Raw genomic sequence first — 15,342 nt, forward strand, 5'->3', positions numbered from 1 at the left:
TGCATTTGTAAGATATAAAAAATAAACATTTAATTAACTTTACACCTAATAAATGAACAACGCTGAGATTAATGCATTTAAACAAAAAGCCTTGCAATGGGCAGCTTCATTTGAAGTGTGTTGTTGTTTAGATTCTAATAAATATAGCGACCCTTATACGCAATACGACTGCTTAATTGCTATTGGAAGTGAACAAACTTTAGAAGTAAACGCTGGAAATGCTTTTGATAAACTTCATTCTTTTTATGAAGAACATAAAGATTGGATGTTCGGGTTATTGAGCTATGAACTTAAAAATGAAGTTGAAGATTTAAGCTCTCGACACACAGATCAGTTAAATTTCCCAGATTTATTTTTCTTTATACCCACCTATATAATCGCTTTGCAAGGTGAGCAAATTAAAGTAATCAAAGGAAATCCTTCAATTATTGAAACAATTGATCAGATTGAGCTTAATCATTCAACAACAAAACCCAACTTAAAAATCGAAAGTAAATTCGATAAAGAAGCATATATCAACACAGTAGAAAAATTAAAAACTCACATTAAACGAGGTGATATTTACGAAGTCAATTTTTGTCAGGAGTTTTTTGCAAACCATGCAGAAATAATTGCACTTGAAGTTTACAATGAATTGAATATATTATCTCCTACTCCATTTGCAGGGTTTTTCAAAATTAATCATCAATATATTTTATCGGCAACACCAGAACGTTTTTTATGCAAACGTAATAATCGTTTAATTTCTCAACCTATAAAAGGCACTGCAAAAAGAAGCAAAAATCCTGTTCAAGATGAACAGATTAAAATTGCTTTAAAATCAAGCATTAAAGAGCAATCTGAAAATGTAATGATTGTAGATTTAGTCCGTAATGATTTAACCAAAAGTGCTGTTGCTGGAAGCGTTAAAGTTGATGAACTATTTGGCATTTACACTTTCCCTCAAGTTCATCAAATGATATCTACTATTAGCTGCGAAATTAACCCAACCATTCATTTTATTGATGCCATTAAAAATACATTCCCAATGGGATCAATGACAGGTGCTCCAAAAATAAAAGCGATGGAGTTAATAGATGTTTATGAAAAAAGCAAAAGAGGTGCTTTCTCAGGATCTTTTGGTTGCATTAGTCCAACCGGGGATTTTGATTTTAATGTTATTATCCGCAGCATTTTATACAATCAAAAAGAGCACTATCTATCATTTCAAGTTGGCGGAGCTATAACTTACGCAGCAGATTCGGAAGCTGAATATGAAGAGTGTTTGTTAAAAGCTTCAGCTATTTTGAAAGTATTAGGGCGATAAAAAAGGAGAAATTTCTTTCTCCTTTTAACCTATGTCCTTTTTTAATTTTATCTTCCTTTATAGTATTTCATTGCTTCTGGTAAATCTCTTTGAATTTGTGCAATTCGAGACTCATCAGTTGGGTGAGTACTTAAAAATACTGGTGGTTTTGCTCCATTTGAACTAGCTTGAGACATTCTTTGCCAAAAACCTACTGCTGTAGAAGGATTATATCCAGCCATTGCCATAAATGATAAGCCCATTTTATCTGCCTCTAATTCCTGGTTTCTACCATATTTTAAGATAGTTAATTGACCACCAATTCCGTATAATTGATTCACTACTGCTTGTGTTGTTTCAGATTTATTTGATGTAGCAACACCAACTGCCGCACCACCAACTTGTGCCAATGCCATTTGTGAAGCTCTTTCTGCAGAGTGTTGCGCTATAGCATGAGCAATTTCATGACCCATTACGGTAGCTAAACCAGCCTCATCTTTAGTGATTGGCAAAATACCTGTATAAACAGCAACTTTTCCACCTGGCATACACCATGCATTAATTTCTTTACTTTCAATTAAATTAAACTCCCATTTATAATTTTTAATCTGCTCTCCATATCCATTCTGATTCATATATTGTGTTACCGCAGCAGCAATTTTTGCCCCAACTCTCTTTACCATTTGGGTTTGAGAAGAATTTGTGGAAACAACTTTTGTACTCGGATCACTTAATAATTGAGCATATCCAATAGCTGCTTGTTGTTGCAACTGAGAAGTCATCTATTAAACTTAATCTACTTCTACCAGTTAAAGGAACAGTAGAACAAGAAGATATTGCCAACAAACCTGTAGCAAGACCTATAATCATTAATTTTTTCATAGTAAATGGTTAAATTTTTGAGCGTATTAAAGGTTAATTCTTTAAGTATTTCCTTTCTAACAATTATCTTGATAGATAGTTTGAAAATTTTTTAACCCTGCTTCTTTTTAAAGAGATAAACTTTGGATTCTTTGCCTTTAAGTAGTCTTTCCAAATTCTTTTGATGAGTCACTAAAATAAGCAAGCAAACGCACATTCCGTACAGTACTTCAGACTTTACAGAGGACTGAAAAACAAATACTACACTTATGGGGAAAGTAAAGCCTGCACATATCGAACTTAACGATACATACTTTGTTGTTAATAAAATTGTCACAAAAACAATAACACATAACATTGCTGCAGCTGGATTAACTGCCAAAACCATCCCAAATAATGTAGCAACTCCCTTTCCTCCTCTAAAACCAGCAAAAACAGGAAATAAATGTCCCATTACTGCAATTACACCAAGTGCTAATTGATAATTTACAAATTGAGTAGAGTTGTGTGGACCTGTTACGGATAAACCAATAAGATGTGCAAGATTAGTAGCAGTATACCCCTTAAAAATATCGATAAACATTACGGCTATACCTGCTTTTTTTCCCAAGACACGAAAAGTATTTGTAGCACCAGCATTTCCACTGCCATATTCCCTTACGTCAACGCCATAAAAAGCCTGACCTAACCAAACTGCTGTTGGTATAGAACCGAGTAAATAGGCTGCAATTAACGCTGAAATTGAATAGATCGAAATCATGGCCTACAATTATACTAAAAAAATAAGATTCAAGATGGTAGAATTTATAGGGTTAGACTGCTTTTAAACTTAAATCTAAACTTTTTACAGAATGAGTTAACGCACCCATCGAGATATAATCAACACCACAAGCTGCATATTGCGCTACATTCTCTTCTACTATCCCTCCAGAAGCTTCCGTAATAAATCTGCCATCGATTAAATCAATTGCTTCTTTTAACAAAGGCAATTCGAAGTTATCAAGCATTATACGATTAACATTTCCCTCAGCTAAAACTTGATTTAATTCATCTAAGTTTCTAACCTCAATTTCTATCGTTAATTTTTTATGTGTCTGTTTTAAATATTTGTTTGCCGCAATGATGGCATTTGCAATTCCACCAGCATAATCAACATGATTATCTTTAATCAAAATCATGTCGTATAAACCAATGCGATGATTTACACCCCCACCAATTTTAACTGCCCATTTTTCTAAATAGCGTAAACCAGGTGTCGTTTTGCGTGTATCTAAAACTTGTGTTTTGTAAGGCTTTAATAATTCAACAATGCGATTAGTTTTAGTAGCAATGCCACTCATACGCTGCATACAGTTCAGCACTAATCTTTCTGCTAATAAAATTGCATGTGTACTACCTTCTACTGTAAAAGCGATATCGCCATACTTTACAGCAGCGCCATCTTGTAGCATAACATCAACTTTTAAAGAAGAATCTATTTGATTAAAAATTTCTAAAGCCAGTTCAACACCAGCCAAAATTCCATCTTCTTTTACAATTAATTTAGCTTTGCCCTGTACATTTGCAGGAATAGTAGAAAGTGAAGTATGGTCGCCATCACCTACATCTTCGGCAATAGCATTCTTGATAAATTGATCAACTAATTTCTTATCCAAAACAGTAAATTTTAATTCAAAATTAGCAATTAACTGTATAAAATACTATTCTTTATCAGGTTCAATCCTTAATTCGGTGATTAAGAAAACGTTAGCTGGGTTTTTCTTTAAGGTAATTGTTACCCTGAATTTCCCAGTTTTGGCAGCTACAGAGAATATGCCTAAACGATAGTTTGGATTGGTACTTAAGCGATGTATGATAGCGCTTTTATTTGGTGGATTTTTTACAAAAAAATCTTTTAAAATCTGTTCGGCCTGTGCTTTACTGTATACATCTTCTTGATCAATGATGATTAATTCTACAGATGGAGCAAAGTTTTTAGCAATTTCTTTGGAGTTTCCTAATTTAAATTGCACAGACAAATCGTCAATAATATCTGCTTGTAGCGTATTATTTGATGGAAAATGCAGGAGTAAGAGCAACAACGCAAGTAACGGTTTCATCATGTGTGTTATAAAACTACCAATTCTTTAGCTAAAATTATGCCATTTATTCAATCATAATGTTTAAAAACTTTCATTAAAGCGCTAATAGGTTTATATTTGTAATGATAAATAATTAATCGCAAATCAAAGTTATTGCTTGTTTATCCGATACAAAAAATTAAAAATGAAAGCTAAAAAACTCGTACTGTTAATTCTTGATGGCTGGGGCTACGGGAAAAAAGATAAATCTGATGCTGCTTATATAGCTAATACTCCTTTTTTGATTCTATTTTAAAAAAATACCCTAACTCTAAATTAGAAGCATCTGGCGAAGCGGTTGGTTTACCTGCAGGGCAAATGGGCAATTCGGAAGTTGGCCACATGAATTTAGGTGCTGGCAGAGTGGTTTATCAAGAATTAGGTAGGATTAACAAAGCAATTACCGATAGAACTTTGCATAGTAATGAGACTGTAGTAAATGCCTTTAACTATGCAAAAGAAAATAATAAAGCAGTTCATTTTATAGGCTTGGTATCTGATGGAGGTGTACATGCCCACATCAATCATTTAAAGGCATTGTGTGATGCAGCCAAGGAAAAAGGATTAAAAGATGTTTTTATTCATGCTTTTTTAGATGGAAGAGATACAGATCCAAACTCTGGTTTAGGTTTTATTAGAGATTTAGATAATCATTTGAAGACTGCAACAGGTAAAATTGCTAGCTTAATTGGTCGTTATTACGCAATGGATAGAGACAACCGTTGGGAGCGAGTGAAATTGGCCTATGATGTAATGGTAAATGGAGTTGGCGAGAAAGCTAGTAATGCTGAAGAGGCTATCCTAAAATCATATAATGAAGGTATTACTGATGAGTTTACTAAACCAATAGTACTAACCAACTCAGATGGAACACCAACTGCCACTATTAAAGCAGATGATGTTGTGATTTGCTTTAATTACAGAACAGATAGAGGTCGCGAAATTACTTCGGTATTAAGCCAAAAAGATTATCCAGATTTTGGAATGAAAAAATTGCCACTGTATTATGTAACTATGACTACATACGACGAAAGTTTTCAAAACGTAAAGGTTGTATTTACAAAAGATGATCTTTCTAATACCTTAGGCGAAGTGTTGGAAGCACATCATAAAAATCAAATTCGCATTGCGGAAACAGAGAAATATCCTCACGTTACATTTTTCTTTTCTGGTGGAAGAGAAAAGGAATTTGAAAATGAAAAACGAATTTTAGTTCCTTCACCAAAAGTAGCTACTTACGATTTACAACCAGAAATGAGTGCAGCAGGAATTACTTTAGCTATAAATAAAGAATTAGAAAGCGGTTGGCCAGATTTTGTTTGTTTAAACTTTGCTAACCCAGATATGGTTGGACATACAGGCGTTTTTGATGCTGTTGTTAAAGCGGTAGAAACTGCAGATAATTGTGCAGAACAAGTCGTGACAACTGGTGTGGCAAACGGATATTCATTTATTATTTTGGCAGATCATGGCAATTCAGAGTTTATGATTAACAATGATGGTTCTGTAAATACAGCACATACAACCAATTTGGTCCCGTGTATTTTAATTGATGAAGACTACAAAAGCATAGCCGATGGAAAACTAGGTGATATCGCTCCCACTGTTTTAAAAGTTATGGGTATTGATATTCCTGAAATCATGACTGGAAATTGTTTAGTGTAATGAAGAAACTCATTTTTGCTTGCTGTGTCATTTTTTGTAGTGCTTGTACGTTAAAAGAACAAGATAAAACACAAGCTAAAACCTATTTTGATTTAGAGACCTATTTTAAACAAGAAGCAACTCGTTTAACAAAATCGAATCAACCTATATACAAAACTGTTTTGGTAAATGGCAAAGCCGAAGAAAAAAAGCTACTTATCAAAAACTGGGAAAAGGAATTTAGCTCCTTTATTGATGCAGATATAAATAAAACATCTTGGAGAGGTTCTTTTAAATTAACTAAAACAGATAGCTTAACCACATATACATCCGACAGTAAAAAAATTCCTGTTAAGAAACTAGAAATAGCGTATAAAAACAATAAAGTGATGGCTATTAAAATTTTCGTCACTAACACAAATGATTTATATACTTCACAAGATAGCTTGAGTTATTATCCAGATAGTTTGTATCAGATAAAAAAGATACAGCACATTAAACTGATGGATGAAAAGAATTATCAGATTACTGGAAAGTTTAAATAGCAAAAGCCACTTTAAGAGTGGTTTTTTTTATTATTGCTCGTCTTTTCGACGCAAGAATCTATCTGCTACTTGCACGTTTTTTGCTTAAATAATTTCTTAGTATGAATATCAACAAGAGTAATCTTCAGAGTAATTGTCATACAACAATTACTCATCTTCCAACAATTCATTAACAACAGCATTAACAAAAATTAAAAAAAATTTGCGTAGTTAAATAGCTACATATATATTTGTAGTCATATAACTACATAAAATGAATTTAAGAAGAGATGTATTTCAAGCTATAGCAGATCCAACAAGAAGGGCTATCTTGATATTGGTTGCTTCACAATCTATGACAGCAGGTGCAATCGCATCTAACTTTGACACGGCAAGACCAACCGTTTCTAAGCATTTGCAAATACTTACTGAGTGCGAATTGTTGCATCAAGAACAAAATGGAAGAGAGATTTCTTATCACATCAATGCAAAGAAAATGAAAGAAGTATCTGATTTTATTGAACCCTTCCGCAACATGTGGGACGACAGATTTAATAAACTAGAAAGTATCATGAAAACCTATCAAAATAAAAAATAGTATCTCATGGAACGAAAAACAAAAATTAATGCCGAGGATGGCAAACAGGAATTACAAATTACACGAGAGTTTGATTTGCCGTTGGACTTACTTTTTAAAGCTTATGTAGAACCAGAAATTTTAGAGCAATGGATGGGAACAAAAGTATTAAAGCTGGAAAGTAAAAATCACGGCAGTTATCAATTTGAAACGACAGACCCAAAGGGAAATAAACATTTGTTTAATGGTGTAATTCACGAATTTGTTCCTAATCAGAAAATTACAAGAACCTTCGAAATGGAAAATACCCAATTTGGCATCCAACTTGAATTTTTAACCTTTGAAAAACTAACCAACGACACCTGCAAACTAACCATGCATGTGATATATAAATCTGTAGAACTGAGAAATCAAATTCTTGCTTTACCTTTTGCAAAAGGTATAAATATGGCGCATAACAGAATACAAGATATCTTAAGTGAATTTAGTAATTATCGCAAAAAATAATATCCTTATGACCACAAAAACAACTAAAATTATTTTTTGGATTGCTACAGCTTGGCTTTTCTTAGGTATGTTATCTACTGGAATAGTACAAACATTAAAAGTAAAAGATGAAGTAATTATGTTTACACATTTAGGCTATCCAGCTTATTTACTTACCATACTTGGAGTATGGAAAATTTTGGGAGTTATATTTATACTTATCCCTAAATTTCCAGTAGTAAAAGAATGGGCCTATGCTGGTTTCTTTTTTACCATGTCGGGAGCTATTTTTTCTCATTTAGCCATTGGCGATGGCGCAAAAGAATTTTTTGGACCAACATTATTACTTATTCTGACCATAATATCTTGGTATTTTAGACCTACAAACAGAAAAATCGCTAGATTTAATAACTAAAAACATGAATCCTAAAGTTGATTTTTATTTTAATAAAGCTGCAAAATGGCAGGATGAATTATTACAACTAAGAACAATTGCACTAGATTGTGGATTGACTGAAGAGTTGAAATGGGGTGTTCCATGCTATACATTTCAAAATAATAACATCGTTTTAATTCACGATTTTAAAGAGTATTGTGCGTATTTATTTTTTAAGGGTATATTGCTAAAAGATCCTAATGGCATACTTATTCAACAAACTGAAAATGTACAAGTAGCTCGTCAAATACGATTTACCAATATTCGAGAGATAATTAATAGCAAAGCTATTTTGAAAGCTTACATTTTTGAAGCTATAGAAATCGAAAAAGCCGGAATAAAAGCCGAATTTAAAAAGACTACTGAATTTCTTGTTGTGAAAGAATTTCAACATAAGTTGGATGAAATTCCAGCGCTTAAAACTGCTTTTAATGCCTTAACACCGGGTCGACAAAGAGCATATTTATTATATTTTTCAGCACCTAAACAAGCTAAAACTCGTGAAACAAGAGTTGAAAAAAGTATCCCTCCTATTTTTGAGGGAAAAGGATTGAATGATTAAATTACCTACAAAACATGTAACACATGAATAGTTCAAAAAGAGAATTATCGTCAGAACAACAAGCAGAACTACTTGGCATCTTAAAAAGTCGCTTTGAAAAAAATATGAACCGACATAAAGGTGTCGAATGGGCCAAAGTGCAAGAAAAACTAGAAGCAAATAGTGAGAAAATATGGTCGCTAAATGAAATGGAAATGACAGGTGGCGAACCAGATATTGTTGTCCCGATAGCTATCGGGAACGGTAAAAAAACAGATGAATATGTTTTTTGCGATTGTTCAGCAGAAAGTCCGAAAGGCCGCAGAAGTATTTGTTACGACCATCATGCATTAAATGCAAGAAAAGAGCATAAACCAGAAAATAGCGCAGTAGAAATGGCAGCTGATATTGGAATTACGATTCTAACAGAGGAACAATACCGAGAATTACAACAACTAGGAAATTTCGACACAAAAACATCAAGCTGGGTGATTACACCAGAACCTATCAGAAAATTAGGAGGTGCATTATTTTGTGATCGTCGTTATAACACAGTATTCCTATACCACAATGGTGCAGAATCGTATTATGCAGCTAGAGGTTTCCGAGGATGGTTAAAAGTTTAAATCTTCAAAATTATACTTAACAAAAAAGCCCTCGAGAATTTCGAGGGCTTTTCTATTATATATTTCTACTATTACTTCAAGCTCGTAATTTGTGCTTTTACGTAATCGATTAAAGAAATAATATCTTTTCTTAAAGGTTGTATTGTTAATACTTTCTGAAAATCAGCAATTGAATTATTAAATATCGTTAACACAGCAGCTTTTTCTGTTGCTTTTTTAATCTTGTACGATTTGAAAATAGCGTAGTCTTTATAAGCAATACCCCTATTTTGTAAAATTTGAGTATCTTCTTCACCGTTTATTTCAATTGCTTTCGAAAAATCTTTTATTGCAGATGTATAAAAGTTTTCTCTTAGCTGGTTAAGCGCTTCCTTAGGCAAATTCGCAATGTTTAATCTTGCTTTGCCTCTATAGTAATATGCAGAGTAATCACTTGGTTTTAAAACAATTAAGCGACTATATGCAGTAATTGCCTTTTCAAAATCTCCACATTGGAAATTTGAATAGGCTAACATTCTTAACACATTTACATTATTTGGGTCAGAGTTATCTGCTTTCTCAAGCTGAGTTACTGCGGTTTTATAATCGCCTTTCATCCACGCTTGTGTACCCATTTTCTCATAATTACCTTGGGCATAAGAAGAACCGGCAGCAGAAACTATAAATAATAATAAAAATGTTTTTTTTAGATAATCCATTAAGCGTTTTATTTAGTTAAAATTACAAAATCCCTATCAAAGGAGCAATAAATACAAGTTCACATTTAGGATACTTACGCTATTGCAACTATCATACCATTTGCAAATATTAAGGTAAACGCTAAATTAGCTTAAATATGATACACGCAAACAATATTTTTTAGGCTGACTTTTTAACAGGCACATTACATGTTTTCTTTTTTGGCATAAGAGTTGAAAATATAGCTAATCATACACAATTAATACTTTTTTTACGACAACGCTGTCAGTTTGTCGTTTTATACTATTTTTAAAAGGCCAATAAATGAGCAAACAAGATCAATTTGATTTTAGTCACGCACTACCCATAATAAATGAAGATACCGAGTTCTTCCCTTTAATGTCTCAACAAGATGAAGATGAGATGAATAATGAAGAAACACCAGAAATATTGGCTATCCTGCCACTAAGAAATACAGTTTTATTTCCAGGCGTAGTAATACCAATTACTGTTGGAAGAGATAAATCTATTAAACTGATAAAGGAAGCCTACAAAGGAGATAAAATTATTGGTGTGGTTTCGCAACGGGATGTATCTATAGAAGATCCAACTTTTGAGCAATTAAATAGCGTTGGTACTGTAGCACAAATCATTAAAATGCTGCAAATGCCTGATGGTAATACAACCGTTATTATTCAGGGTAAACAACGTTTTCAATTAGTAGAAGAAGTTCAATCTGAACCTTATATTAAAGCAATCATTGCAAAATTTGCCGAATCAAAGCATAAAGCGGATAAAGAATTTAAAAATTTAGTGGCATCCATTAAAGAAATGTCATCTCAAATTATTCAGCTTTCTCCAAATATTCCGAGTGAAGCTGGAATTGCATTAAAAAATATAGAAAGCACTTCTTTCTTGATCAATTTCATCTCTTCGAACATGAATGCAGATGTTGCTGATAAACAAAAAATGCTTGAAATGGGCAATTTGCGCAAACGTGCCGAAATGGTAATGGAACTTTTAACAACTGAATTGCAGATGTTAGAGCTTAAAAACCAAATTCAATCTAAAGTACGTACCGATTTAGATAAGCAACAACGCGATTATTTTTTAAATGCACAATTAAAAACCATTCAAGAAGAATTGGGTGGAAATTCATCTGATTTAGAATACGATGCCTTACAAGTTCGTGGTAAAAAGAAAAAATGGGCAAAACCTGTCGCAGATCATTTTGCTAAAGAATTAGAAAAATTAGGCAGAATGAATCCTCAAGCACCAGATTATTCTATTCAAATGAATTATTTGGAGTTATTGCTCGATTTACCTTGGGGAGATTTCACTAAAGATAATTTCGATTTAAAACGTGCTCAGCGCATTTTAGATAAAGATCACTTTGGTTTAGAAAAAGTAAAACAACGCATTATAGAATATCTAGCTGTGCTGAAATTAAAAAGAGACATGAAAGCCCCTATTTTGTGTTTGGTAGGTCCTCCAGGAGTTGGTAAAACGTCTTTAGGTAAATCTATTGCCAAAGCGATTAACCGTAAATATGTACGTATGGCTTTGGGTGGAATTAGGGATGAAGCCGAAATTCGTGGTCATAGAAAAACATATATTGGCGCCATGCCAGGTCGAATTATTCAATCTATTAAAAAAGCTGGTGCAGCAAACCCAGTTTTTGTATTGGATGAAATTGATAAAGTAGGTTCAGATTTTAGAGGTGATCCTTCATCGGCCTTACTAGAAGTTTTAGACCCAGAACAAAACAATGCTTTTAACGATCATTACGTAGAAGCAGATTATGATTTATCAAACGTATTATTTATTGCAACTGCAAATTCATTAAGTACCATACAACCTGCACTTTTAGATCGTATGGAAATTATTGAGGTGAATGGGTATACAATCGAAGAAAAAATAGAGATTGCTAAAAAATATCTATTACCAAAACAAAAAGAAATACACGGTTTAAAAGCTAAAGATATTTTGCTTAAATCTTCATTAATTGAAAAAGTGATTGAAGATTATACACGTGAAAGTGGTGTACGTGGTTTAGAAAAGAAGATTGGCTCATTAGTGCGTGGGATTGCAACCAAAATTGCAATGGAAGAAACCTATGAACCTGCTTTGAATTTAGACGACGTGGAACGCATTTTAGGCGCTCCTATTTACGATAAGGATGCCTATGAAGGGAATGAAGTTGCGGGCGTAGTAACTGGTTTAGCATGGACATCAGTTGGTGGCGATATTCTTTTTATTGAAGCGAGTTTAAGTCCTGGAAAAGGAAAATTAACATTGACCGGTAATTTAGGTGATGTGATGAAGGAATCAGCTGTTATTGCTTTAGCTTACATTAGAGCACATGCAGGTTTATTTGGTATTGACAATGCATTGTTTGATCAGTTTGATATACATGTTCACGTACCCGCAGGTGCTACACCAAAAGATGGCCCATCAGCAGGGATTACCATGCTTACTGCATTAACATCGGCATTTACACAACGTAAAGTAAAATCTAATTTAGCCATGACAGGCGAAATCACACTTCGTGGAAAAGTATTGCCAGTTGGAGGAATTAAGGAAAAAATATTAGCTGCTAAACGAGCGAATATTAAGGAAATCATTTTATGTAAGTCAAATCGAAAAGATATTTTAGAAATTAAAGAAGATTACATAAAAGATCTTAAATTTCATTATGTTAGTGAAATGAGAGAGGTAATTGAATTAGCTCTGACGAAAGACAAAGTGAAAAATGCACAAGATTTAAGTATAAAAAAACCAGTTGTAATTAATTAAGCCAATGCGATTAAAACTCTCTTTATTTTTTGCTGTATTATTTTTAGCAGGCATAAGTAGTTTTGCTCAAACTTTTAAAAATGAGTTTGGTTTTAAAAGCGATAATGATGCTTATCTTTTTTACGGACAAGATCGGTATTACACAAATGGCTTATTTATTTATTTTCGTCATGCTATGGATCAACAAAAACTAGGTGAAAAATTAGAAAAAGTAACCTATGAGATTTCTGCTGGACAAAAAATGTACAATCCTATTTCGGGATATGTTCCAGATCCAAATAAGCAAGACCGTCCGTTTGCAGGTTATTTATACGCTGGCGGAAATGTAAATTTCTTTTATAAAAATGAGCGAATTTTAAAAGCTGGATTAGAAGTTGGAACTGTTGGACCAAATGCATTAGGAGAAGATGCACAAAAATTACTACATGATATTGTTGGTTTTTACACCATTGATGGCTGGCAGTATCAAATTAAAAACGAATTAGCAGTTAATCTTTCTGCTCAATACATGCAGTTATTACATCGTTCTGCAAAAAATAATTTAGATTTCTCCTTAGAAGGATATGCCAACGCAGGTACAACTTTTAGTGGTGCAGGAGTTGGTGTTTTGTTTAGAGCCGGAGACATTAATCAGTTATTTAACTCTTCATACACAAATAGTTCAATTAGCAATAATGCAAAAACAGCTAAATTGGTAAAAAAAGAACTATTCTTTTATGCCAAACCGCAGCTTAATGTAGTTGCTTACGATGCCACAATTCAAGGAAGTATGTTTAACAATAATAGTCCCATAACTTTTGAGCCAAAACGAATTGTATTTGCACAGCAATTAGGTTTCAATTACAGCACACCTCGTTTCACATTCGATTATGGTGTATTATTTAAATCTAAAGAAATAAAAAGTACAGCAAAAGCGCATCAATACGGTACAATTTCTATGTTGTATAGATTTAATTAAAGATTTCTAGAATAATTTAAAAGCCCTGACTAATCTAGTCCGGGCTTTTTTCTATTTTCTTTTTTTGAAGAAGTAATTGATTTAGTTGTTAATCTCTTCTCAATAACAGCTTTCGGAATTTTAGTTGGCTTACGTTTTTTCTGCACTTGCAGTGATTTCGTCAATAAATTCATCAACTTAATCACCGTTCGCTGTTTATTTAAAAGCTGGCTCCTATCCTCCTGAGAAACAATATGTAAATTACCTTCTGTATCTAATCTGTTTGCCAATTTTTCTTGCAACAATTTTTTTTCTTCGTCAGATAAAAAAGAGGCATTCGAAACGTTAAAAATAAGTTCCACTTTACTCGAAACTTTATTTACATTTTGCCCACCTTTCCCTCCGCTTCGCGATGTTTTAAAAATTACTTCCTTAATTAGCTCTTCTTTAACCAGTATCATACTACAAATGTAGCCTTAAGATCCTAATTATTCAGCTCCACCTACCTCTTTTGTTTCGCTTACTTTTTTCCTTAAACTTACAATATCCTTATCCAATTGGTAAACTCCACCTCTATCATTGCCAACCAATTCTAATTTTTCAAGTATAGTTTTAGCCATTTTTTCTTCTTCCAATTGTTCGTCTAAATACCATTGCAAGAACTTAAATGTGAGATAATCTTTCTCATTTAATGCAAGTTCCACCAAATCATTAATAGATTGAGATACTTCTAGCTCATTCTTCAAAAAATCTCTAAACACATCAATAACTTGCGAATAAATATTTTGTGGCATTGCTAAAGCTGGTATAATAGCATGTCCATCTCTATCATTGATATAATGTATAAATTTTAACATGTGATGACGTTCTTCATCGCTTTGCTTATAAAAAAACTCTGTATAACCCTCTAATCCTGGCTGAGTTTCTAACCATGAAGCTACTGCCAAATAAATTTGAGAAGATTGCGCTTCTATTTTAACTTGCTCGTTTAAAGCATTTAACATTCTTTCAGATAATAACATTGTGTTCAGTTTAAAATGAGTTAGTATAACAAATTGAATACCTTAAAAGTTCTATAAAGCTTTCAATCATTGATAAATAACTTTCTATAAATTAATTCAAAATACTACTTTTGCAATCATGAGAAAAAATCTAGTTGTAGCAATTGATGGCTATTCTTCTTGCGGAAAAAGTACGTTAGCAAAAGCCCTAGCTAAAAAATTAGATTTCATTTACATCGATAGCGGTGCAATGTATAGAGCGGTAACTTTATTTTTTATCCGCAACAAAGTTGATGTTAACAACGAACAAGCCGTAAAAGATGCTTTACAGCACATTGAATTAAATTTTCATGCTCGAGATTACGAATCTCATATCACGTTAAATGGCGAAGAAGTTTCTGAAGAAATTAGACAAATGCCAGTTTCTGAAAGTGTAAGTGAGGTTTCTGCCAATAAATTAGTGCGGCATGATATGGTAAAACAGCAACAGCGCATGGGAAAATCTAAAAACATTGTGATGGATGGCCGCGATATTGGCACTGCAGTATTTGAAGATGCTCAGGTCAAATTCTTTATGACTGCCGATCCAAAAATCAGAGCAGAACGTAGATATAAAGAATTAATGGCCAAAGGCGATACTAAAATAACATTAGAAGAAGTTTTCGAAAATTTGGCGCATCGCGATTACGCTGATACTACAAGAGCAGAAAGTCCTTTGGTAAGAGCAGAAGATGCCATTATTTTGGATAATACAGATATTACTGAAGAAGAACAACTTGATTTTGCTTTAGAAAGAGTTAAACCTTTTTTAGAAAAAATTTAGTTCTCCT

17 protein-coding genes and 1 pseudogene are annotated in these 15,342 nt (G+C 33.1%); 11 read left to right on the forward strand and 7 right to left on the reverse strand.

The window, feature by feature from the left end; genetic code table 11:
• Positions 1 to 52 precede the first annotated feature (52 nt).
• Positions 53 to 1,306 (forward strand): anthranilate synthase component I family protein, encoded by a 1,254-nt coding sequence (locus ACHMWN_RS16640; RefSeq protein WP_397303415.1) that lies wholly within the window; start codon positions 53 to 55, stop codon positions 1,304 to 1,306.
• Positions 1,307 to 1,353: 47 nt separating this feature from the next.
• Here the strand turns inward: ACHMWN_RS16640 and ACHMWN_RS16645 are convergent, their stop codons facing one another.
• From ACHMWN_RS16645 to ACHMWN_RS16660, 4 genes are all read right to left on the reverse strand, one after another.
• On the reverse strand, positions 1,354 to 2,067 hold the full coding sequence (locus ACHMWN_RS16645) for a M48 family metallopeptidase (protein ID WP_397303417.1): 714 nt from the start codon (positions 2,065 to 2,067) through the stop codon (positions 1,354 to 1,356).
• 191 nt (positions 2,068 to 2,258) lie between these two features.
• Complete coding sequence (plsY, locus tag ACHMWN_RS16650) at positions 2,259 to 2,906, reverse strand: glycerol-3-phosphate 1-O-acyltransferase PlsY (RefSeq protein WP_397303419.1); 648 nt, start codon at positions 2,904 to 2,906, stop codon at positions 2,259 to 2,261.
• A 52-nt stretch (positions 2,907 to 2,958) separates the two neighbouring features.
• Positions 2,959 to 3,801, reverse strand: a complete 843-nt coding sequence (gene nadC / locus ACHMWN_RS16655) for a carboxylating nicotinate-nucleotide diphosphorylase (protein WP_397303421.1) — start codon at positions 3,799 to 3,801, stop codon at positions 2,959 to 2,961.
• A gap of 45 nt (positions 3,802 to 3,846) precedes the next feature.
• The gene (locus ACHMWN_RS16660; protein ID WP_397303424.1) at positions 3,847 to 4,245 is read right to left on the reverse strand and encodes a DUF4783 domain-containing protein; all 399 of its coding nucleotides are present in this window, start codon (positions 4,243 to 4,245) and stop codon (positions 3,847 to 3,849) included.
• Positions 4,246 to 4,411: 166 nt separating this feature from the next.
• Here ACHMWN_RS16660 and gpmI point away from each other — a divergent pair.
• The 7 genes and pseudogenes from gpmI (at position 4,412) to ACHMWN_RS16695 (ending at position 9,100) form a co-directional block, all read left to right on the forward strand.
• Positions 4,412 to 5,931: pseudogene (gene gpmI, locus ACHMWN_RS16665) on the forward strand (2,3-bisphosphoglycerate-independent phosphoglycerate mutase).
• Positions 5,931 to 6,455: a hypothetical protein gene (locus ACHMWN_RS16670; protein ID WP_397303426.1), complete on the forward strand. Its 525-nt coding sequence runs from the start codon at positions 5,931 to 5,933 to the stop codon at positions 6,453 to 6,455. The pseudogene gpmI and the gene ACHMWN_RS16670 overlap by 1 nt, the downstream one beginning before the upstream one ends.
• 253 nt (positions 6,456 to 6,708) lie before the next feature.
• Positions 6,709 to 7,032, forward strand: a complete 324-nt coding sequence (locus ACHMWN_RS16675; RefSeq protein WP_397303428.1) for an ArsR/SmtB family transcription factor — start codon at positions 6,709 to 6,711, stop codon at positions 7,030 to 7,032.
• A gap of 6 nt (positions 7,033 to 7,038) precedes the next feature.
• Positions 7,039 to 7,518, forward strand: a complete 480-nt coding sequence (locus tag ACHMWN_RS16680; RefSeq protein ID WP_397303431.1) for an SRPBCC domain-containing protein — start codon at positions 7,039 to 7,041, stop codon at positions 7,516 to 7,518.
• 7 nt (positions 7,519 to 7,525) lie between these two features.
• Complete coding sequence (locus ACHMWN_RS16685; RefSeq protein ID WP_397303434.1) at positions 7,526 to 7,912, forward strand: DoxX family protein; 387 nt, start codon at positions 7,526 to 7,528, stop codon at positions 7,910 to 7,912.
• A 4-nt stretch (positions 7,913 to 7,916) separates the two neighbouring features.
• Positions 7,917 to 8,495 carry a YdeI family protein gene (locus ACHMWN_RS16690; protein ID WP_397303437.1) on the forward strand — a complete coding sequence of 193 codons (579 nt, stop codon included), beginning with the start codon at positions 7,917 to 7,919 and terminating at the stop codon, positions 8,493 to 8,495.
• A gap of 23 nt (positions 8,496 to 8,518) precedes the next feature.
• The gene (locus ACHMWN_RS16695) at positions 8,519 to 9,100 is read left to right on the forward strand and encodes a DUF4256 domain-containing protein (protein ID WP_397303439.1); all 582 of its coding nucleotides are present in this window, start codon (positions 8,519 to 8,521) and stop codon (positions 9,098 to 9,100) included.
• Positions 9,101 to 9,171: 71 nt separating this feature from the next.
• On the opposite strand, the gene ACHMWN_RS16700 is transcribed toward ACHMWN_RS16695, so the two are convergent.
• Positions 9,172 to 9,798, reverse strand: coding sequence for a tetratricopeptide repeat protein (locus ACHMWN_RS16700; RefSeq protein ID WP_397303442.1), 627 nt, complete (start codon positions 9,796 to 9,798; stop codon positions 9,172 to 9,174).
• Between the two features lie 304 nt (positions 9,799 to 10,102).
• Between ACHMWN_RS16700 and lon the strand changes: the two genes are divergently transcribed.
• Positions 10,103 to 12,574 (forward strand): endopeptidase La, encoded by a 2,472-nt coding sequence (gene lon, locus ACHMWN_RS16705; protein ID WP_397303445.1) that lies wholly within the window; start codon positions 10,103 to 10,105, stop codon positions 12,572 to 12,574.
• Between the two features lie 4 nt (positions 12,575 to 12,578).
• On the forward strand, positions 12,579 to 13,532 hold the full coding sequence (locus ACHMWN_RS16710) for a lipid A deacylase LpxR family protein (RefSeq protein WP_397303446.1): 954 nt from the start codon (positions 12,579 to 12,581) through the stop codon (positions 13,530 to 13,532).
• Positions 13,533 to 13,561: 29 nt separating this feature from the next.
• Here the strand turns inward: ACHMWN_RS16710 and arfB are convergent, their stop codons facing one another.
• Together arfB and ACHMWN_RS16720 are read right to left on the reverse strand one after the other, a co-directional pair.
• Positions 13,562 to 13,972, reverse strand: a complete 411-nt coding sequence (gene arfB / locus ACHMWN_RS16715; protein ID WP_397303449.1) for an alternative ribosome rescue aminoacyl-tRNA hydrolase ArfB — start codon at positions 13,970 to 13,972, stop codon at positions 13,562 to 13,564.
• A 27-nt stretch (positions 13,973 to 13,999) separates the two neighbouring features.
• Positions 14,000 to 14,533, reverse strand: a complete 534-nt coding sequence (locus ACHMWN_RS16720) for a ferritin (protein WP_397303452.1) — start codon at positions 14,531 to 14,533, stop codon at positions 14,000 to 14,002.
• Between the two features lie 118 nt (positions 14,534 to 14,651).
• On the opposite strand from ACHMWN_RS16720, the gene cmk reads away from it, so the two are divergent.
• Positions 14,652 to 15,335, forward strand: a complete 684-nt coding sequence (cmk, locus tag ACHMWN_RS16725) for a (d)CMP kinase (protein ID WP_397303455.1) — start codon at positions 14,652 to 14,654, stop codon at positions 15,333 to 15,335.
• Positions 15,336 to 15,342 lie beyond the last annotated feature (7 nt).

It is taken from the genome of Pedobacter sp. UC225_61 (genome assembly GCF_044452285.1).
In the GTDB taxonomy this organism is placed as follows: Bacteria; Bacteroidota; Bacteroidia; order Sphingobacteriales; family Sphingobacteriaceae; genus Pedobacter.